We start from the raw sequence: 19,817 nt of genomic DNA, 5'->3' as shown, positions 1-19,817 counted from the left end.
GCGGGCTGACTCTGGCGGGTGAGAAAAAGCGCGTCTTTGGCGCCACCTTTCTGCGCGCAAGCAGAAAGGTGGCAATCACCGCCCCCGGCATTCGCCGGGAAAACCGGTGAGGGGCTGGGATCCCCCGGACAAGCCGGGGGATGACGGACACAGCGGCTGCTCAGAGCCCCCGCGCCAGCGTCACTGTGAAGGTGCTTCCCACGCCCGCCGCGCTGGTCACCGTCACGTCGCCGGAGTAGAGCGCGCAGAGGCGCTTGAGGATGGAGAGGCCCAGCCCGCTGCCGCTGATGTGGCGCGTGTGCTCGTTCTTGATCCGCACGAACTCGCCGAACAGGCGTCCCACCTCCGCTTCGCTCATGCCGATGCCCGTGTCCTGGACCTCGATGCGCAGCACGGGGCCCTCTTCGAAGAGTCGCAGCGCCACGCTGCCGCCCTCGCGGTTGTACTTGACCGCGTTGGAGAGCAGGTTGTTGAAGAGGATCTCCAGCTCGCCCGTGTCCGCCGTCAGCGGCAGGCTCTCCGGCCCTTCCAAAGTCAACGTGATTCCGCGCTCGTCGGCCTGGGGCTTGACGGCTTCCAGCGCGCCCCGGGCCAGCACCGCCAGGTCGGTGGGCTGCAGGTCGCGCTGCTTCTGGCCGCTCTCGATCCGGGTCAGGTCCAGCAGATCGAAGATCAGCTTGCGCATGCCGTGGATGCGCTCCAGGCTGCGCCCCAGGAAGGGATCGTAGGTGGCCAGCTCGGGGCCCATGGTGCGGCGCTGGATCAGGTCCAGGTAGCTCTCCAGCACGGCCAGCGGCGCCTTCAGCTCGTGGGCCAGCACGCTGATGAACTGGAAGCGCACCCGGCGCTTCTCCTCGGCCAGCTCGCGCGCGCGGCGCTCCAGCAGGATGCGCTGGGCGGCTTTCTGGGCCACGGCGCGCAGCTCCTCGGGCGTGAAGGGCTTGGCCAGGAAATCCCAGGCCCCGCTCTTGGTGGTGGAGACCGCCATCTCCAGCGAGGCGTAGGCCGTGATCATCACCGTGAGCGGCGGATGGGGCTGGCTCTTCAGCCACTCCAGCACGTCCAGGCCGGTGCCGTCGGGCAGCTTGTAATCCAGCAGCAGAAGGTCCACCCCGCCCTGCTCCAGCCGCGCGCGGGCCTCCCCCACGCTGCCGGCGGTCTCGCAGGCGAAGCCGACCTCGCCGCCGTCCTCGGGCAGCGCGGCACGGGCAAGGCGCAGCGCGCGCTGGGCGCCGCCGCGCATGCCGGGTTCGTCATCGACAATGAGGACGTGAAGCTCGTCAATCATGCGATCTCCTGCCGGGGGCCTTGATTGCCACCTTTCTGCTTGCGCGCAGAAAGGTGGCGCCAAAGACGCGCTTTTTCAGCGGCCGTAACTAGGCGGCCTCACGGCCGCCGTCGGACAGACGGCCGATCCGTGTGATTCCTGGTGCCGTGTAGGTGGTTCGCCTGACGGCTTCACCCGTTTTCTAGTTCAGCGCTGCGCGCTTCACCTCACGTGCTCCACGGTACGTCGCGCTGGGGCCCGTGGTTCGGTGGCTAGCCCTTGTGACACATCAATCGTGTCTCTGTGTCTCTGTGTCTCCGTGGTGAGAATCCACCACCCATCATGAGGGCAGAGGCAGCAGGCGCTCCACCTCGCGGCGCAGTTGCTCGTAGCGGATGCCCTTGTCCAGCACCACGTCGGCCTTGATCCAGGCCCGTTCCTCGGGGCTGGTGTCCGCGAAGCGGAAGCCCGTCTCGGCGGAGACGCCGGTGACCAGGATCACCGGGGTTGTGGGATGCGCCTGCTTGAGCCGGTGGGCCAGCACGAAGCCCGAGTCGTGGTGCTCGAGCATCAGGTCGAACACGGCCAGGTCGGGTCGGGAGCGGGCGATCAGCCCCTCGCCCTCCGCCTGGGACGCGCCCTCGATCACGCTGAAACCCATCTTCTCCAGGTAGATCCGGACCTGCAGCAGGCAGTCCGGATCATCGTCCACGATCAGGGCCGTCCGGCCCTGGTACGGTGCGGGTTGTTCCATCACTCCTCCTTGCTCTCAGGCCGCAGGCCCTCCAGGGAGCCCGCGCCGTCCTCGCCGCGCCGGCAGGGCAGGATCACCCGGAACTCCGTTCCGACGGGCCCCTTGGTCGCGTCCGTGTTGGTGTCCACCTCGATCCGGCCGCGGTGCATCTTGACGATGCCGTAGGTGACGGCCAGGCCCAGGCCTGTGCCCTTGCCGATCTGCTTGGTCGTGAACAGGGGCTCGAAGATCCGCTCCAGCAGGGCCTCGGGAATCCCCGTGCCCGAATCCCGCACCCAGAGCACGGCCTCGTCGCCCTTGGCCCGGACGCCCACCTGCAGGCGGCCGCCGGCGGGCATGGCCTCTACGGCGTTGTTCACCAGGTTGGTGATCACCTGCACCAGCTGGTCCGGATCCACCTCGGCCTGCGGGGCGGAATCCGTGTCGATCTGCAGGCTGATCAGCTCCGGCACGCGCAGGGCCTTGAAGGCGTGGCGCAGCAACTGGCCCAGATCCGTGGCCTGCAGGACCACGCGGCTGCGGCGGGCGAAGTTGAGCAGGCCGGCCACGATCTTGCGGCAGCGCTCGGCCTGTTCCACGATCATCTCCAGATCCTCGCGCCGGCTGGCCCGCTCGCTCGCGTCGCCGCCCGCGGGTGCGCCCGGGGAATCCGCGTGCCCGGAGGCGATCTCCAGTTCGTCCAGCATGCTCCGGCCGTAGAGCAGGATCACGCCCAGCGGGTTGTTGATCTCGTGGGCGATGCCGGCGGAGAGCTGGCCCATGCTGGCCAGCTTTTCGGCGTTCACCAGCGCCTGGCGGGTCACGGCCAGCCGCTCGCCCGTCTCCCCCAGCTCGTTCAGCGAGTGGCGCAGCCGCTCGATCACCCAGGGCAGGCACATCTCGCTCTCGGCCAGCCCGCGGTGGATGGCCACGGCGTGCTCCTGGCAGCTCTCGTAGCCGCAGGCGCCGCAGTCCAGCTCGTCCTGGGGCAGGCGCTTGCCCAGCCGGGCCAGGATGGTCTTCAGCTCGTCGGGCGAGGGCGGCGGCAGGCGCTGGTCGTCGCGCCGGTAGCCGCGCTCCAGCGAGATCTCGGCGCTGGCCACCAGGGCGACGCGGTGCGTCTCGGGGTCGAAGGCCGCCATGCGCTCCCGGGCGTGCCGGCCCACCGCCGCGCGGCGCCGGAAGAGCGGGGCCTCCGCGCTGATGCCCGCACCCATGATGCAGCCGTTGCAGGACAAGCACTCCAGCAGGCGCGTGTCCAGGGCGTGGCTCTCGAACTCTTGCAGGGCCTCCACGGCGTGCCGGCGGCCGTCCACGGCCACCACCGTGCCGTCCAGCAGGTCCTCGTGCAGGCCGGCGGTCTGCAGCATGCCCCGGCTGACGGGAAAGAGCCGTCCCAGCCCGCTCAGCGGCGGGTCGAACTCGCCGTTCTCGCTCACGCCCGAGGTCCCGTCCTCCAAGCCGCGGGACATCTCCGCCAGCCCCTCCTGCTCCTCCAGCAGCTCGCGCAGCTCGCGGAAGGTCAGCACCTCCTCCACCTCGCCCTCCCGGGCGGCCTCGGCCTTCTTGGCCACGCAGGGCCCGGCGAAGACCAGGTGCAGGCGGGGATCGGGGTTCAGGCGCCGCACCACGCGGGCCATGGCGGTCATGGGCGAGACGATGGGCGCCAGCGCGGGCACCAGGTCCGGGTGGTACTTCTCCACGAAGAAGACGATGGCCGGGCAGGTGGTGGCGATCCAGCGCTCCGCGGGCCGGTCCTCCAGCAGTTCGCGATAGGCCCGGGCCACCAGGTCGGCGCCGAAGGCCACTTCCCAGATGCCCGCGAAGCCCAGCCGGCGCAGGCGGGCCAGCAGGCGGCCGCTGTGCTCGCTGCCGAACTCCGCCGGGAAGCTGGGCGCCATCAGCAGGCCGACGGGCTCGCCCGAGGCCAGCAGGTCGCGCACGGCCCCCAGACTGCCGGCGATCTGCTTGGCCTGCTGGCGGCAGACCAGCACGCAGTTGCCGCAGCCCACACAGCGCTCGGGCAGCACCTCGGCCTGGCCGCGCATGATGCGGATGGCCTTGGCCGGGCACTCGCGCACGCACGTGTAGCACGTGCGGCAGCGCTCGGGGATGGTGCGGATGAGGGCCCGCGTGGTGGGGCTCACGACTCCTCCGGGGTTGACGGCGTGCTCACGCCAGGGCGTCCTCTTCGTCCAGGAGGGGCGCACGGTGCACGTGCAGCAGCTCGTGGCTCTTCTCCGAGAGCGGCTCGCCCAGGAACTCGCGGTACAGCTCGTTCACGGCCCAGTTGCGGTGGCTGCGGCGCAGCATGCCTTCGTCGTCGATGCGGTGCAGGGCCTTGAGCCGCTCCTGCCGGCGCTCCAGCGCGTGCTCGCCGTCCTTGTGGATGGGCTGCCCGCCGCCGCCCACGCAGCCGCCCGGGCAGGTCATCACCTCCACGAACTGCAGCTCGGGGTGCTTGCCGGCGGCGATCTCGCCCAAGAGGGCCTGGGCGTGCCGCAGTCCGTTGGCCACGGCCACCTGGAGCTTGACGCCCCCCGCCTCGATGGAGGCGAACTTCACGCCTTCCAGGCCGTGCAGGGCCGCCACGCGCAGGGGCGGCGGATCCTCGCCCGTGAGCAGGAACCAGGCCGTGCGCAGGGCCGCCTCCATCACGCCGCCCGTGCCGCCGAAGAGCTTGCCCGCCGTGGAGCGCATGCCCAGGGGCAGGTCGGCGTGCTCGGGTTTCAGCTCCTGGATGCGGATGCCGCGCTGCTGGATCAGCCGCGCCAGCTCGCGCACGGTGAGCACGGCGTCCACGTCCGCCCGGCCCTCCCGGGCGTGTTCCGGACGGCCGGCCTCGGCCTTCTTGGCCGTGCAGGGCATCACGCTGACGCTGAAGATCTTCGCCGGGTCCAGTTTTTTGGTCTGGGCGAACCAGGATTTGATCACTGCGCCCATCATCTGCTGGGGGCTCTTGCAGGTGGAGAGGTTGGGCAGCAGCTCGGGACGTGCCTGCTCCACCCAGCGCACCCAGCCCGGCGAGCAGCTGGTGAACATGGGCAGCGGCCCGCCCTGCCGGAGGCGGCGCACCAGCTCGGCGGCCTCCTCCATGATGGTCAGATCGGCGGAGAAGCCCGTGTCGAAGACGTACTCGAAGCCCAGCAGGCGCAGGGCGGCCACCAGCTGCGGATTGAAATCCTGGCCGCCGGGCAGGTCCAGCTCCTCGGCGATGGAGACCGAGACCGCCGGGGCGTGCTGGATCACCACGGTGAGCTCCGGATCCGCCAGCGCCGCGCTGACCCGGTCCAGCTGGCTGCGCTCGCGCAGGGCGCCCGTGGGGCAGACCACGATGCACTGGCCGCAGCCGATGCACGTGGAACGGTTCAGATCGCCGCCGTAGGCCGGGGCGATCACGGTCCGGCTGCCGCGGTGGGTGAAGTCGATGGCCGAGACGCCCATCACTTCCTCGCAGGCCCGCACGCACTTGCCGCACAGGATGCACTTGTCGGGGTCCCGCACCAGGGCCGGACTGGAGACGTCCAGGCTGTGGTGGCGCAGGCCGGCGGGCCAGCGACGGCGCCGCACGCCGTAGGACTGGGCCAGGTCCTGCAGCTCGCACTTGCTGCTGCGCACGCAGTACAGGCAGTCGTCCGGGTGGTTGGCCAGCAGCAGTTCCACCAGGGTCTTGCGCGTCTCCACGGCTCGGGTGGAGTGGGTCTGGATCACCATCCCGTCCTGCACCGGGTGCGAGCAGGCGGGCAGCAGGCCCTTCTGGCCCTCCACCTCCACCACGCAGACCCGGCAGGCGCCGGAGGGCAGCAAGCCCTTCATGTGGCAGAGGGTGGGAATGGCGTGGCCCTCGCGGCGCGCCAGCTCGAGGATGGTTTCGCCCTCGCGGGCCTCCGCCGGCCGGTTGTTGATGGTCACTTGCATGGCAACCTCACGAGACCTTGATGGCGCCGGACGGGCAGGCGGTCAGGCAGGACCCGCAGCCCGTGCACTTCTCGGCGATGATGTGGTGGGGCGACTTGCGGCTGCCCACGATGGCCTCCGCCGGGCACTTGCGCGCACAGACCGTGCAGCCGTTGCAGAGGTCCTCCTCGATCTCGTAGAGCAGGAGGTCCGGGCAGACCTTGGCCGGACAGCGGCGGTCGTAGACGTGGGCCTCGTACTCCGCGCGGAACCAGTGCAGGGTGCTGAGCACGGGGTTGGGCGCGGACTGGCCCAGCCCGCAGAGGCTGGAGTCCTGGATCACGCGGGCCAGCCGCTCGAGGCTGATCAGGCCCTGGAAGCGCTCCAGCGCCCCGGCGGGCTCTTCCCGGCGCCGGCCGCGGCCCAGGCTGTCCAGGATGGCCAGCATCTGGCGCGTGCCTTCCCGGCAGGGGATGCACTTGCCGCAGCTCTCGCGCTGGATGAAGTCCATGAAGTAGCGCGCCACGTCCACCATGCAGGCGCGCTCGTCCATCACCACCAGGCCGCCGGAGCCCACCATGGCGCCCACGGTCTTGAGGGACTCGTAGTCCACGGGGATGTCCAGCTGCGGGCCGGGCAGGCAGCCGCCGGAGGGGCCGCCGATCTGCACGGCCTTGAATGTGTGGCCCTCCGGCACGCCGCCGCCGATCTCCTCGACGATGCGGCGCAGGGGTTCGCCCATGGCCACTTCCACCAGGCCCGTGCGGTTGATCTGCCCGGAGAGGGCGAAAACCTTGGTGCCCTTGCTGCCCGCCGTGCCCAGCGCGGCGAAGGCCTCGGGGCCCATCCGGAACAGGCCGGGCAGGTTGGCCATGGTCTCCACGTTGTTGATCACCGTGGGCCGGCCGAACAGGCCGCGGGTGACCGGGTAGGGCGGACGCGGGCGCGGCATGCCGCGCTTGCCCTCGATGGAGTGGATCAGCGCGGTCTCCTCGCCGCAGACGAAGGCGCCGGCGCCCTTCTTGATCTTCACCTCGAGCCGGCGGCCGCTGCCCAGGATGTCCGCCCCCAGCAGGCCGCAGTCCCGGGCCTGGGTGATGGCGCGCTCCAGCCGGCGGATGGCCAGCGGATACTCGGCACGGATGTAGATCCAGGCCTCTTCCGCCTCGATGGCGAAGGCCGAGATGGCGATGCCCTCCAGCACGCGGTGCGGGTCGCCCTCGATCACGGCCCGGTCCATGAAGGCCCCGGGATCGCCCTCGTCGGCGTTGCAGATCACCGTGCGCGGACCCTCGTTCTGGCGCGCGAAGCGCCACTTGCGGCCGGTGGGGAAGCCGCCCCCGCCCCGGCCGCGCAGCCCGGCGCGCTCCACGTCCTCCACCACGCGCTCGGGAGTGCCTTCGCGGAGCAGGCGGGCGTAGGCCGTCCAGGCGCCGCGCGCCACGGCCTCCTCCAGGCTGTCGGGATTCACCAGACCGCAGTCCGTCAGGACCCAGCGGGTCTGCGGGGCGAAGAAAGGATGTTGATCGATGAAGGGCACGCCGTCCCAGGCCGTCTGGCCCTCACCGCGGAACTGGAAGACCGGGCTGGGATTCTCCCGCGGCAGAGCGCCCCCGGCGGCGAAGGCCAGCAGGGCGTCCAGGTCGGCGGCGCGCACCTTGCGGAAGGCCACGCGCGTGCGGCCGGGCAGCTGCACGTCCACCAGGGGCTCGTCGGAGCACAGGCCGATGCAGCCCACCTCCACCAGTTCGATCCCGGCGGGGGGACAGGCCGCGCGCAGGCGGGCCAGCAGTTTGTCCGCCCCGGCGGAGAGACCGCAGGTGCCCGCGCCGATGATTAATGTGGGCCGGCCCACGTCCTCGCGCCGATGGCGGCGGCCCCACTCCTTGAGTTCGATGCCGCCGCGCTGGCCGTGCAGCGCTTCCTGCACCAGCAGAAGACCCACGCGCTCGTTCATGCCACCGCCTCCTCGACCACTGCCTCCGCCGGGGCGTCCTCCGCGGCGCGGCGCCGGCAGTCCGCCAGGATCCGCCCCACCTGCTGGGGCGTCACGCCGGCGTGGTAGTCGTCGCCCACGGCGATGACCGGCGCCAGCCCGCAAGCCCCGATGCAGGCCACCACCTCCAGGCTGAACAGGCCGTCCCGGGTGGTGGCGCCGGGTTCGATTTTCAGTTCGCGCTGCAGGGCGGCCAGCACGGCGGCCGAGCCCTTCACGTGGCAGGCCGTGCCGCGGCAGACCGCGATGGGAAAGCGCCCGCGCGGCTGGAAGCGGAACTGGTTGTAGAAGGTGGCCACGCCCCAGACCTTGCTGGCGGGCAGCCCCAGATGCTCCGCCACCTGGCGGATGGCCGGGCGGGAGAGGAATCCCAGTTCCTCCTGCAATTCCTGCAGCAGGGGGATCAGGTGATCACGGCTCGGGCCGGGATGGCGGGCCAGGACCTGTTCGATGGACATGTGCGCCTCCTTCACTGACGCTGGATATGTTACTTCTTTAACGATTCGATGTCAAGTCTCTCTCCGACTCTTCCCGCTGGCCGAGGCTCCTTGAGTGCGATCACCTTGATTCAAACGAACTTCTTTCTCCTGACCCATGGTTCATCTGTTTAATTTTTGACGTGTTGAGTTCACGTCTACTACATTATCGACCACAGCGACACCGAACTTCACGCCCGGGAAGCTCTGGCCGACGGCGCGACCCGGGGCGTGGGCTTTCCTACATTCTGGGCGTCCGTGCCGGACCACAATTCGGGAGGATCCATGGAAGCGCCGCGTCGCCTCACCCTGGCACTCTGTGTCGCCTGCGGACTGGGCCTGGCCCTGACCTCCGCCCGGGCCGCCGAGGACCTGACCCCCGTGCTCAGCCTGACCCCCGGCCAGGTGCTGCGCCTCGCGGGCCCCCAGCTGGGTCTCAGCACCCAGTATCCCTGGCTGGTGCGCACGCCGCCTCCCGGCCTGCTGGTCTCCGCCCCCCCCGGCCACCTGGAATTGACCGCCCGGGAGGCCCTGCCCTGGCGCGTGGTGGAGACCAACCACGGCGCGTTGCTGGTGCGGACCCGGGACGGCGTGCCCGTCAAGCTGGCCTGGCAGGGCGAGCCGGGCCAGGCCGTGAGCGCGGCGGGCAATTTCAACGACTGGAACGGCGCCAGCCACCCCCTGACCGAAGTCGCCCCGGGCCGCTACCAGCTGGATTTGCTGGCCGCCCCCGGCGAATTGATCTATCTGCTGAAGGTGGGCGAGCGCTACCTGCGCGACCCGGCCAACCCGGACAGCATCCCCAACGGCTTCGGCAGCTGGAACTCGCGCCGGGTGCTGCAGGACGAGGGCGGCGCGCCGCCGCGCCTGCGCCGGCTGGGCTGGACGCGCCAGGGCGAGGGGCGCGTGGTCTCCTTCCTGGCCGAGGGCCTGGGCGCCGACTGGAGCTGGGCCGGCCTGCACGGCAACCAGGCCCTGGCGGAAACGGCGGTCAGCCGCGCCGGGGACACCCTGCGCGTGCGCCTGGGGGCGGGTCCGACCCTGGGTCCCGACCGCCTGCGCTTCGCCGTGAGCCGCGGCACGCGCCGTTCCACCCTGCAGACGGTCTTCCTGGATTCGGCCTTCGTCTGGCAGGACGCCGTGGTCTACGCCCTGATGCCCGACCGCTTCCGCAACGGCGATCCGGCCAACGACGCGCCCGTCCGCCATCCCGACCTGCTGGGACCGGCCAACTGGCAGGGCGGCGACCTGGCGGGCATCCTGGCCTGCCTGGACGAGGGCTACTTCCGCCGGCTGGGCGTCAACGCGCTCTGGATCTACCCTTTGAACGAGAGCACGGACCAGGCCTGGCAGGAATACCCGGAGCCCCACCGCTGGTACACGGGCTACCATGGCTACTGGCCTGTCCATCCCACCCGCATCGAGCCGCGCTTCGGAGACAGCCTGCTCTTCCGCCAGGTGGTGGACCGCGCGCACGCCCAGGACATGCGCGTGCTGCTGGATCTGGTGGCCAACCACGTGCATCAGGAGCATCCCTGGGTCACGGAGCATCCGGACTGGTTCGGCTCGCTGCTGCTGCCCGACGGGCGGCGCAACCTGCGCATCTGGGACGAGCAGCGGCTCACCACCTGGTTCGAGCCCTACATGCCCGACATCGACTATGGCGCCCACCCCGAGGCCGTGGACGCCATGTGCGAGGTGGCCCTCAAGTGGGTGGACGGCTACGGCCTGGACGGCTTCCGCCACGACGCCGTCAAGCACGTGCCGCGGGAACTCTGGGAGGGCTTGACGCGCTGGATGAAGGCCGGCGTGCCCGACAAGCCCTTCTACCAGATCGGCGAGACCTTCGGCTCCGACGAGTTGATCCAGTCCTACGTGGGCCCGGACGCCCTGGACGCCCAGTTCAACTTCAACCTCTTCCATCCGGCGCGCGAGGTCTTCCTGGACTCCACCCGCTCCTTCGAGGAATTGGCGCGGATCCTCGAGCTGAACCTGGCCAACTACGGGGCCAACAGTTTGATGGGCAATCTGATGGACAGCCACGACAAGGCACGCTGGCCCAGCCTGGCGGAGGGCGACCTGCCCCTCTCCGGCGCCAACGGCCAGGAGATCGGCTGGACGAAGCCGCCCGAGAATGACGATCCGCGCACCTACGACAAGACTCGCCTCTTCCTCACCTGGCTGCTGGGGCTGCCCGGCGTGCCCTTCCTCTACTACGGCGACGAGATCGCCCTGGCCGGGGCGGAGGATCCGGACAACCGGCGGATGATGCGCTTCGGCGCGCAGCTGAGCGAGCTCGAGCGCCGCCAGCTGGAGCTCACGGCCGAGCTGGTGCGCGTGCGCCGGACGCGGCCCGAGCTGCGGCGCGGCGATCTGGAGATCGTCCACGCCGGGCACGACGTGCTGGTCTTCCTGCGCAGCGCGGAGGACGAGCAGGGCCGGCCCAGCCGCAGCCTGGTGGCCCTGAACAAGAGCGGCCGGCCGCAGCGGGCGGAGCTCCGGCTGCCCCTGGGATTGGGCTCGCGCACGCTGGAACTGAAGCCCTGGGAGGGCCGGATCCTGCCGCTGTAGCCGCGCGGCCCGACCCGCGACCGCGACCCGCAGGCCCGGCCCCGGCTGTTCAAGCCGCCGCCAGAACTGTTCAAATCCCAGCAGTCCGTCCACCCGGTGGATTGACGGACAAGGGTTTGCCGAACTGGCACCCCCTTTGCGCCTCAGGCGGACGGCAACATCAAACTCAATCACCATCACTCTTGAGGTCACCATGAAGCTTGGCATCCTCTTGCCTGCGGCCCTGCTGGGCGCCGTCCTGACGGCCGCCCCGGCCCGCGCGGCCTACGATTTCCCCGGCGCCGTCCGGCCCGCCCACCTGCCGGTGGGGCACTACTACGGCTGGCTCAGCGACGCGCCCGACGTGCTGATCAGCGGCGCGGGCGACAACTGCGTGGTCTGGAAGGATCTGGACTTCAGCCTGGCCCAGTTGCAGGCCGCCGGCTCGGCCCTGCTCTCGCTGGGCTTCGACGACGGCGCCCAGGTCTGGATCAACGGCCAGAACCTCATGGACCTGTGGTGGGATGCCCACGGCGTGGGCTACTGGAACGCCCAGCTGGATCTGCGCCCCTACCTGAGCGTGGGCCGCAACCGGCTGGTGGTGCGCGTCTTCAACGCCTGCTACGCCGGTTCCGGCGAAGGCGGGCTGGACATGGAGCTGATGCTGGGCGGCGACGTGGTCTTCCCCAACGGCAGCACCTTCCCGCAAGACCCGCGCACGGCACTCTGGTATGACGGCGGCGACTGCGGCTGGGGCCCGCCCGCGGACGCCCGCGGCCTGGACTTCACCCAGCGCGACTACGGCTGGGTGGACGAGACGGTGGGCGCCGTGGACACGCCCCGCGCCTTCAGCCTGGCGCCGGCCTTCCCCAACCCCTTCAACCCGGCCACCACGCTGAGCTACACGCTGGCCGCGACGGGCGCCGCGCGCCTGGCGGTCTACGACCTGGCCGGCCGGCAGGTGGCCGTGCTGGCCGACGGCCTGCAGGCGGCAGGGACGCACCAGCTGAACTTCGACGCCGCGGGCCTGCCCGCCGGCCTCTACCTGGCGCGGCTGGAGGCCGACGGCCACAGCCAGACGCAGAAACTGCTGCTGGTGAAGTAAAACCCCCGCACATGCGAAATCAAACGAGGCGGGCCCGCGGGTCCGCCTCGTTCATGACCAGCCCGGCCTGAACCTCAGTGTCTCTGTGTCTCCGTGTCACCGTGGTGAGATCCCCCAGCAACCGCCACCCCGAGCCCGCCCCGGAAATCCAGGAAGCGCGCCCGGGGATCCCGGGCCAGCTCCTCCAGCAAGTGGAAGCCGCTGCCCACCTGCTCCGGGCGGTGGGCGTCGGACGCGCTGCTGAGCGGGATGCCGCGGGCCAGCACCTCTTCCAATAACCAGGGCGCAGGATAGAGGGTCCGGCCGCCCTTGCGCACCAGGCTGGTGTTGCACTCCACGGCCACGCCCGCCCGCGCCGCGCGGTCCAGGGCCCGGCAGGCCAGTGCGCGCTCGCCGGGCAGGGGCTCGCGCTCCACGCTGCGGTAGACGTCCGGGTGGCTCAACACCTGGAAGAAGCCGGACTCCGCCGCGTCGCCCCAGGCCTGCCAGTAGGCCGCCAGGATCGCCTGCTCGGCGCCCGCCGGCCGGCGGATGATGAACTCCCAGCCCGCCGGGGCCGGGACGAAGTGCACGCTGCCCAGGCAGAGGTCCCAGGGCGCGGCGTCGACCGCGGCGCGGATCCAGTCCTCGTAGCCGGCCAGCCAGTCCAGCTCCAGGCCCACGCCGATCTCCAGCCGGCCGCGCCAGGCCTCCGCCAGGGCGCGGATCTGGGCGTGATAGGGCAGCAGCTCGGCGCGGGTCATCCGGTGCACCAGGTCCATCTCGTCGTCCAGGGGTGCATGGTCGGTGAACACGATGCGCGTCAGACCGGCCGCCCGGGCGGCCTCGGCGTAGGCCTCGGGCTCGCCCTGGGCGTGCTTGCAGCGCGGCGTGTGCATGTGCAGGTCGGGAAGCATGCGGGTCAGGGCCTCTTGGGTGGGGGAGCCGGCGCCCGGCGTCCCGGCCGCGGTGGTTCCAGCTCCGCGCGCACCTCCGCGCGATCGGCGCCACTCAGGCGCGCCAGATCCAGCCGGGTGCGGGCGGCCTGGATGCCCAGATCCAACCGGCGGAGCCGGGCCTGGGAGAGCGCGCGCTCGGCGTCGATGAGTTGCTGGCTGGTGATCTGGCCGGCCTGGAAGCGCTCCTGGCTGATGCGCGCGTCCTGGCTCGCCAGCTCCAGCTGGCGCTCGAGCAGCGGGGCCTGCAGGCGCTGCTCCTCCAGTTCCAGCCCGAGGCGGTCCAGCGCCGATAGCAGACTCTCGCGCAGTTCGGCCAGCGACAGCTCGCCGCGCCGCAGGGCCAGCTCGGCCCGGCGCACGGCGCGCGTGCGCTCGCCGCCCGTGAACAGCGGCCAGTCCAGCACCAGGCTCAGGGAGCGGTCCAGGCCGGGCTCGTCCCCGCGCCAGCTCCACTCCGGCTGCTCCTCGTTCCAGCTCCAGTCCAGGTTCAGGTTGAGTTCGGGCAGCCGCTCCAGCCGCTTGCCGCGCAGCTCGCGCCGCAACTTGAGCTGCTCCAGCCGGCGGCGGGCCAGACCGGCGTTGCCCTCCTCCAGGACGCGCTCCAACTCCTCCCGGGCGGGCGGGGGCGGCCCGGCGGGCAAGGTCTCGTCCAGTTGGGGCAGCGGCGCGCTGCGCCCCAGCAGCCGGGCCAGGTCGCGCTCCTGCAGCGCGAGGGCCAGCGAGTCGGACTGGAAGGCCGCCTGATGCTGCAGGTCCTCCAGCTCCACCTTCAGGTAATCGCTCTCGGCGATCAAGCCGGCGGCGAAGCGGGCCTGGGCCCGCTCGCGGTTGGCGCGCGAGACCCGGCCGTCCTGGCGCGCCAGCTCCAGCCCCTGCTGGGCGCGCAGCACGTCCAGGAACTGTCCTGCGGCCCGGTGGCGGAAATCGGCCAGGGACTCCAGCGCCTCCAGCTCGGCCTGATCGGCCTCGCGCTCGCTCTCGCGCAGGTCGCCCCAGAGCGTGCGGCGCGGCAGCAGGTCCTGGCGCAGGCCGAAGCGGTAGGTGCGGCCGTATTCCTCGTCGAAACTGCCCGTTTCCGACGTGCGGTGCCAGGCGTCCGCGCCAGCCTCCAGGGTCGTGCCCAGCGGGGACTCGCCGCTCAGCAGCAGGGCTCCGCTGTCCCGGCGCTGCTGCCAGTCCACGCGCACCAGCCGCGCGCTGTCCCCCTGGCCGCTCCAGATCTCGTTGCGCGTGTCCAGGATGCTCGGGGCCACCAGCTGCAGACTCAGGCGCGGGGCCAGCCGCAGGCGGGTCTCCAGCCGGTCCAGCCGCGCCTCCTGCAGGGCCAGGCGGGCACGCTCCGCGTCCCGGTGGCTGGCCAGCGCCTCGGCCAGCGCCTGTTCCAGACCCAGGCGGGGGGTGGATTCAGCCTCCCCGGCGGCCCGGCCGGTCAGGCCGGCCAGCAGCAGGAGCAGGCCCAGCAGCAGGTGGATGGCGAGGGGTCTATTCATGGCGCAGGGCCTCGATGGGATTGAGCCGGGCCGCGCGGGCGGCGGGCATCAGGCCGAAGACCAGCCCGGTCACGGCGGAGACGCCGAAGGAGAGCAGCACGCTCCAGACCTGGACCACCGTGGCCCAGCCCGCCAGGCGCCCGATGCCCCAGGAGAGGGCCAGACCCAGCACCACGCCGGCCAGGCCGCCGCCCAGCGAGATCAGCACGGCCTCCACCAGGAACTGCAGCTTGACCTCCGAGGCCAGCGCGCCCAGGGCGCGTCTCACGCCGATCTCGCGCGTGCGCTCGAGCACGCTGGAGAGCAGGATGTTCATGATGCCGATGCCGCCCACCAGGAGCGATATGGAGGCGATGGCGCCCATCACCAGGTTGAACATGCGCTGGGTGGCCTGCTGCTGGCGGATCAGCTCCAGCGGCACCACCAGCCGCGTGTCCCGGGCGCCCAGGTGACGCCGGGTCAGCACGGCGCGCACGCGCTCCACGGCAGGCAGCACGGCGGCCGTGGAGGCCACGCGCACCACCAGCTCGTCCACGCCGCCCTCGCGGGCCTCCGGCGCGTGGCGGGCGACCAGCGTGGCAAAGGGCACCCAGGCCACCACGGCGTCCTCGCCCGCGTCCGCCGCCGCCGCGCCCGCCCCTGCCCCCGATGCGGCCCCGCCGGCCAGGCTGTCTTCCTCGGCGCTTTCCACCACGCCCACCACGCGGTACCACTGACCGCCCAGTTTCACCAATCGGCCCAGCGGGTCGTCCGAGGGCGAAAGCCGGCGCGCCGCCGCCGCGGCCAGCAGGCAGACCCGGCTGGCCAGCCGCTCGTCCACGGGAGTGAAGGAGCGGCCGCGCACGCGCAGCCCGGGAAAGAGTCCCAGGTAGTCGGCGGGCACGCCCCGGACCTTGCCGCGCAGGCGGCGCCGATCCAGCTGCAGGTTGAGTTCACGGGAGAGGGACGCGCTCAGGCGGGCCTCCGGCACCAGGGCCGCGATGGCCGCCGCGTCGCGCCGGTGCAGGCCGGGGGAGTTCAATTCGCGGTCCTCCTCGGGGACCTGCTTCTCCTCCAGGGCCTGCACGAGGATGTTCTCCGCGCCCAGCCGGCGCAGGCGCTCCAGGGCCTGGCGCCGGGCGCCTTCGCCGATGGCCAGCATGGAAATCACCGCCGCCACGCCGAAGACCATCCCCAGCATGGAGAGGGCCGTGCGCAGCTTGTGCGAGGCCAGCGAGCGCCGGCCCTCGCGCCAGGCCTCCAGCAGCACACGCAGTTCCGGCGTGCGCCGGGGCCGCTCCGTCGCCGCAGGGCTCACGGCCGGCCCTGTGGCGCCGCAGGCTTCTTGCCGCCCTTGGCTCGCGCGGCCTCGCGCACGGCCTCGGCGCCGGCGGGCTGCCCAAGCAGCACCTTCTGGCCCTCCGTCACACCACTGCGGATCAGCACGCGGTCGCCGTCGCCGGGACCGGGCTCCACGGCCTGGCGGCGCACGGCCTGGCCGTCGGGGACCAGCACGTGCCAGCCCTGGTCGTCCTGGTGCAGGGCCTCCACGGGCAGGTAGAGCGCGTCGTCCTCGTGGAAGCCGAACAGCGTCACCCGGGCGTTCATCCCGGGCTTGAGGATCGGATCGGTCTTGTCCAGCCGCACGCGCACGTCGAAGGCCTTGATCCCGCTCTCGTCGTCGCGTTCCCGGGCCAGCACGCCCATGTCCAGCACGCGGCCGCTGAAGCGCCGGTCCGGCCAGGCGTCCAGCACCACCTCGCAGGAGTCCTGGACGTGCAGGAGCCCCAGGTCCACCTCGTTGACGGACAGGTCCACCAGCATGGTGTCAAAGTCGGGCAGCTCCAGGATGGACGAGCCGCGCCAGGGGCTGTCGCCCACCTTGACCTTGCCCATCCGGTCGCCCTTCCAGATGGGCAGGTAGACCACCATGCCCCGCCGGGGCGCCTGGATCACCATCTGTGCCAGGGCCTCGCGCGCGCTGGCCAGTTCGGCCCGGGCCTGGTTCACCTTGAGCTCGAGGCTGCCCAGGCTCTCCTTGCCGATGGCCTCCTGGGCCCGGCTCTGGGCCACGGACTTCTCCAGCGAAAGGGTGGACTGGTGGAACTGCAGCTCGGCCTCCTGGCGGGCCACCTCGCTCTCCCAGCGCGTGCGGTCCGCCTGCAGGCGCGAGAGGCGCCAGGAAATGCTGTCGTAGGTCAGCGTGCTCTTCAGGCCGGCCATCTGCGCGGCGTGCTCGGCCTGGCCCTTGCGCAGCGCGGCCAGGGCAATGTCCAGCTCGGCCTCCTTGTCCTCCACCTGCTTGCGGGCCTCGGTGGGGTCGAAGCGCACCAGCGTGTCGCCGGGGGCCACGGACAGTCCCTCGTCCGCCAGCCAGAGGATCTGCAGGTTCATGCGCAGCGCGGGCACGTCCACGGTGGTGGAGTGCAGGGCCGAGATGCTGCCCGCCTCCACCAGCCGCACGTCGAAGGGACCGCGCTGCACGGCCACGGTGGATGGGCCGCCCTGCTCGCAGGCCAGGGCCAGCAGCAGGCCGGACAGCAGCAGGCTGAAGCCCGCCAGGCGCGCGCCGCCGGATGACCAGGCAGCTCTCACGCGCCGGCCATGGCGTCGGGAAGCAGGTGATAGAACCAGGCCGCGGCGCGCATGCCGCCGAAGATGTTCTCCAGGCTCAGGTTCTCGTTGGGGCTGTGGCAGCGGCTGTCCGGCAGGCCGAAACCCATCAGCACGGTCTTGACCCCCAGCACCTCGTCGAAGGCGGCCACGATGGGAATGGAGCCGCCCTCGCGCTGGTAGACCGGCGGCACGCCGAAGCCCTGCTCCAGCGCCGCCATGCCCGTCTTCACCACCGGATGGTCGATGGGCGTCAGGGCCGGCTTGCCCGAGTGGTGACGGGTCACGGTCAGCGTCACACCGGCGGGCAGCAGGCGCCGCCAGTGGGCCTCCACCAGATCCGCGATCTCCCCCGGCGTCTGGTCGGGCACCAGGCGGAAGCTCACCTTGGCTCCGGCCCGGGCGGGCAGCACGGTCTTGGCGCCCGTGCCCGTGAAGCCGCCGCTGAAGCCGTTGACGTCGCAGGTGGGCCGCGCCCAGAGGTGCTCGAGCACGGTGTAGCCGGCCTCGGGGCTGAGGGCGTCCACGCTCAGCGAGGCCATCAGGCCGGGCACGTCGAAGTTCAGCGCGGCGAAGGCCTGGCGCTCCACGTCCGTCAGGGGCAGCACCTGGTCGTAGAAGCCGGCCACCGCCACCCGGCCCTGCCCGTCCTTGAGCGAGGCCAGCAGCATGGCCAGCGTGTTCAGCGGATTGACCACCGGGCCGCCGAAACTGCCGCTGTGCAGGTCGTGGCTGGGGCCCGTGACCTCCAGCTCCAGGTAGCAGAGTCCCTTCAATCCATAGGTGATGCTGGGCCGTCCCGCGGCAAACATGGCCGTGTCGCTGACCACGGCGCAGTCGCAGGCCAGCAGTTCCTTGTGGCTGCGCAGGAAGGCGTCCAGGTTGGGGCTGCCGATCTCCTCCTCGCCCTCGAAGAGCAGGACCACGTTGACCGGCAGGCGGCCGTGCTCGGCCAGCAGGGCCTCCAGGGCCTTCATGTGGCAGAAGATCTGGCCCTTGTCGTCGGCCACGCCCCGGGCGTAGAGCCGGCCGTCGCGCAGGGCGGGTTCGAAGGGCGGCGTGGTCCAGAGGTCCAGCGGATCCACGGGCTGCACGTCGTAGTGCCCGTAGAGCAGGACCGTGGGCGCCCCCGGGGTCCCGCGCCACTCGGCCGTGACGATGGGATGGCCCGCGGTCTCGTGCAGCGTGGTGTGCGCGAAGCCCTGCGCCTGCAGCCGCCCCAGCAGGTATTCGGCGCAGGCCCGCACCTGGGTCGCGCACTCTGGATCCGTTGAAATGGAGGGATAGCGCAGGAAGGTCTCCAGTTCCCGCATCTGCTTGTCCTGCTCCGCCGCCAGCCGCTTGATCACCGCTTCCATGCCGCTCCCCCGTTGTCCTATTTTGCTCCGGACTGCAGTCCCGTGACCGCGGGCCAAGGTATCACAATCGAGGAAGGCCCCAGATGAAGCAGTGGAACGGACTGGCCACCCCCGCCGGCACCCGGCGCTGGTGCGGCACACGCCTGCCGGCGCAGGCCTGGAGCACCCAGGCGGGCTTGAGCGTCGCGGGCCTCGGCTGGGGCACGCTGCCCGGCGAACTGAAGAACATCGTGGACTCCAAGATCGAGCGCGCCCTGGTCCAGGTGCTGGCGGGCGGGCTCAACGTGCTGGACACCAGCCCGGCCTACCGCCACCGGCGCAGCCAGGCGGCCGTGGGACAGGCCCTGGGCCGGGAGCTGGCGCGGGGCGCCCTGGCCCGCGAAGAGCTGGTGGTCTCCACCCACGCGGGCTGGCTGTCCTTCAACCGCCAAGAGGAGGATCCGGCCACGGTGCTGGCCCGGGACGTGACGGCCGCCACGGGGCTCGGCGCGGCGGACTTCGTGGGCGGGGTCTGGAGCCTGCGGCCCGCCTGGTTGCGCCACCAGCTGGAGTTGTCCACGCGGCTGTGCGGGCTGGAGTCCTTCGACCTGCTCTTCCTGGACGCGCCGGAGACCGGGCTCAAGGTCTGGCCGCGCGAGCGCTGGCGCACGGAGCTGCGCGAGGCCTTCGTGGCCTGCGAGGAGTTGGTGGCCGAAGGCCGCTTGGGCGGCTACGGCGTGGCCAGCCTGGAGGGCTTCCGCTGCGACGCCCAGGGTCGGGCGCGCCTGGAAGCGGACGAACTGCTGCAGCTGGCCCGCGAGGCCGCCGGCGGCGAACCGGCCCTGCGCGCCCTGCAGCTGCCCTACAGCCTGGCCGCCTTGGACGTGCTCAACCTGACGGTGGCCGGACAGCCCTGGCTGGAGTACGCGGCGGCCCAGGGGCTGTGGGTGCAGACTGTGCTGGGGCTGGGCCAGGGCCAGCTGGCCCAGGGCCTGCCCGGCTACCTGCGCGAGCTGATGCCCGGCCTGAGCAGCGCGCAGGCGGCGCTGCAGGTGGTCCGCTCCACGCCGGGCGTGGGCACCGTCTTGGTGGGCATGAAGACCCGCGAGCACGTCGCGGAGAACCTGGCCCTGCTGGGCGATCCTCCTCTCTCTCAAGCAGATTGGCAACGCCTGTTCCAGGCGGGCGAGTAGGCGCGAGCCCGCTGGCGCAGCGGCTCTCCAGCCATTCCCCCCTGTTGACAGGCTCTCAGTCTTAACCTATTTTTAACCCAAGTCCGGCTGTGACACAGCCAGACCCGACTCGAAACGACACCGAGGTCAAGTCCCAGGACGACATGGAATCTGCCCCGCACGCCGGGCTGACCCACTTGTTCACCAGACCCAGTCGGCCGGAAGACTCTCTTCCGCGGGCCGGCGGGGTCTTTCTGCTCTCAG

14 protein-coding genes are annotated in these 19,817 nt (G+C 71.5%); 3 read left to right on the top strand and 11 right to left on the bottom strand.

Going from position 1 to position 19,817, the window contains the following annotated elements:
* Positions 1-160: 160 nt before the first annotated feature.
* The 6 genes from WC326_14625 to nuoE all read right to left on the bottom strand — a co-directional run bounded on the left by WC326_14625 (position 161) and on the right by nuoE (position 8,351).
* Positions 161-1,288: an ATP-binding protein gene (locus WC326_14625; GenBank protein ID MFA7332302.1), complete on the bottom strand. Its 1,128-nt coding sequence runs from the start codon at positions 1,286-1,288 to the stop codon at positions 161-163.
* Between the two features lie 319 nt (positions 1,289-1,607).
* Positions 1,608-2,021, bottom strand: coding sequence for a response regulator (locus WC326_14620; protein MFA7332301.1), 414 nt, complete (start codon positions 2,019-2,021; stop codon positions 1,608-1,610).
* Positions 2,021-4,147, bottom strand: coding sequence for a [Fe-Fe] hydrogenase large subunit C-terminal domain-containing protein (locus WC326_14615; GenBank protein MFA7332300.1), 2,127 nt, complete (start codon positions 4,145-4,147; stop codon positions 2,021-2,023). The genes WC326_14620 and WC326_14615 overlap by 1 nt, the downstream gene beginning before the upstream one ends.
* Before the next feature lie 25 nt (positions 4,148-4,172).
* On the bottom strand, positions 4,173-5,918 hold the full coding sequence (locus WC326_14610; protein MFA7332299.1) for a [FeFe] hydrogenase, group A: 1,746 nt from the start codon (positions 5,916-5,918) through the stop codon (positions 4,173-4,175).
* Between the two features lie 7 nt (positions 5,919-5,925).
* The gene (locus tag WC326_14605) at positions 5,926-7,854 is read right to left on the bottom strand and encodes an NADH-ubiquinone oxidoreductase-F iron-sulfur binding region domain-containing protein (protein MFA7332298.1); all 1,929 of its coding nucleotides are present in this window, start codon (positions 7,852-7,854) and stop codon (positions 5,926-5,928) included.
* Complete coding sequence (nuoE, locus tag WC326_14600) at positions 7,851-8,351, bottom strand: NADH-quinone oxidoreductase subunit NuoE (GenBank protein ID MFA7332297.1); 501 nt, start codon at positions 8,349-8,351, stop codon at positions 7,851-7,853. The genes WC326_14605 and nuoE overlap by 4 nt, the downstream gene beginning before the upstream one ends.
* 303 nt (positions 8,352-8,654) lie before the next feature.
* Here nuoE and WC326_14595 point away from each other — a divergent pair, with 303 nt between their 5' ends.
* Positions 8,655-10,940 carry an alpha-amylase family glycosyl hydrolase gene (locus WC326_14595; protein MFA7332296.1) on the top strand — a complete coding sequence of 762 codons (2,286 nt, stop codon included), beginning with the start codon at positions 8,655-8,657 and terminating at the stop codon, positions 10,938-10,940.
* Positions 10,941-11,133: 193 nt separating this feature from the next.
* Positions 11,134-12,024 (top strand): T9SS type A sorting domain-containing protein, encoded by an 891-nt coding sequence (locus WC326_14590; GenBank protein MFA7332295.1) that lies wholly within the window; start codon positions 11,134-11,136, stop codon positions 12,022-12,024.
* A 74-nt stretch (positions 12,025-12,098) separates the two neighbouring features.
* Here WC326_14590 and WC326_14585 read toward each other — a convergent pair whose 3' ends face one another.
* Genes WC326_14585 through WC326_14565 form a run of 5 tightly spaced genes read right to left on the bottom strand, consistent with a single transcriptional unit; the run spans position 12,099 to position 18,402 of the window.
* The gene (locus WC326_14585; protein ID MFA7332294.1) at positions 12,099-12,920 is read right to left on the bottom strand and encodes a histidinol-phosphatase; all 822 of its coding nucleotides are present in this window, start codon (positions 12,918-12,920) and stop codon (positions 12,099-12,101) included.
* Between the two features lie 5 nt (positions 12,921-12,925).
* On the bottom strand, positions 12,926-14,452 hold the full coding sequence (locus WC326_14580; protein MFA7332293.1) for a TolC family protein: 1,527 nt from the start codon (positions 14,450-14,452) through the stop codon (positions 12,926-12,928).
* Positions 14,445-15,749, bottom strand: coding sequence for an ABC transporter permease (locus tag WC326_14575; protein MFA7332292.1), 1,305 nt, complete (start codon positions 15,747-15,749; stop codon positions 14,445-14,447). Before WC326_14575 ends, WC326_14580 begins: the two co-directional genes overlap by 8 nt.
* Positions 15,746-17,026 carry an efflux RND transporter periplasmic adaptor subunit gene (locus WC326_14570; protein ID MFA7332291.1) on the bottom strand — a complete coding sequence of 427 codons (1,281 nt, stop codon included), beginning with the start codon at positions 17,024-17,026 and terminating at the stop codon, positions 15,746-15,748. Before WC326_14570 ends, WC326_14575 begins: the two co-directional genes overlap by 4 nt.
* Complete coding sequence (locus WC326_14565) at positions 17,023-18,402, bottom strand: dipeptidase (protein ID MFA7332290.1); 1,380 nt, start codon at positions 18,400-18,402, stop codon at positions 17,023-17,025. Before WC326_14565 ends, WC326_14570 begins: the two co-directional genes overlap by 4 nt.
* 83 nt (positions 18,403-18,485) lie before the next feature.
* Between WC326_14565 and WC326_14560 the strand changes: the two genes are divergently transcribed.
* Entirely contained in the window at positions 18,486-19,574 is a 1,089-nt protein-coding gene (locus WC326_14560) for an aldo/keto reductase (GenBank protein MFA7332289.1), read from the top strand.
* Positions 19,575-19,817 lie beyond the last annotated feature (243 nt).

This window comes from Candidatus Delongbacteria bacterium (assembly GCA_041675285.1).
Taxonomy (GTDB): Bacteria; CAIWAD01; CAIWAD01; order CAIWAD01; family CAIWAD01; genus CAIWAD01.
The sequence above is the reverse complement of the archived record's forward strand: the minus strand, read 5'-3'. Positions and strand labels throughout refer to the sequence as shown.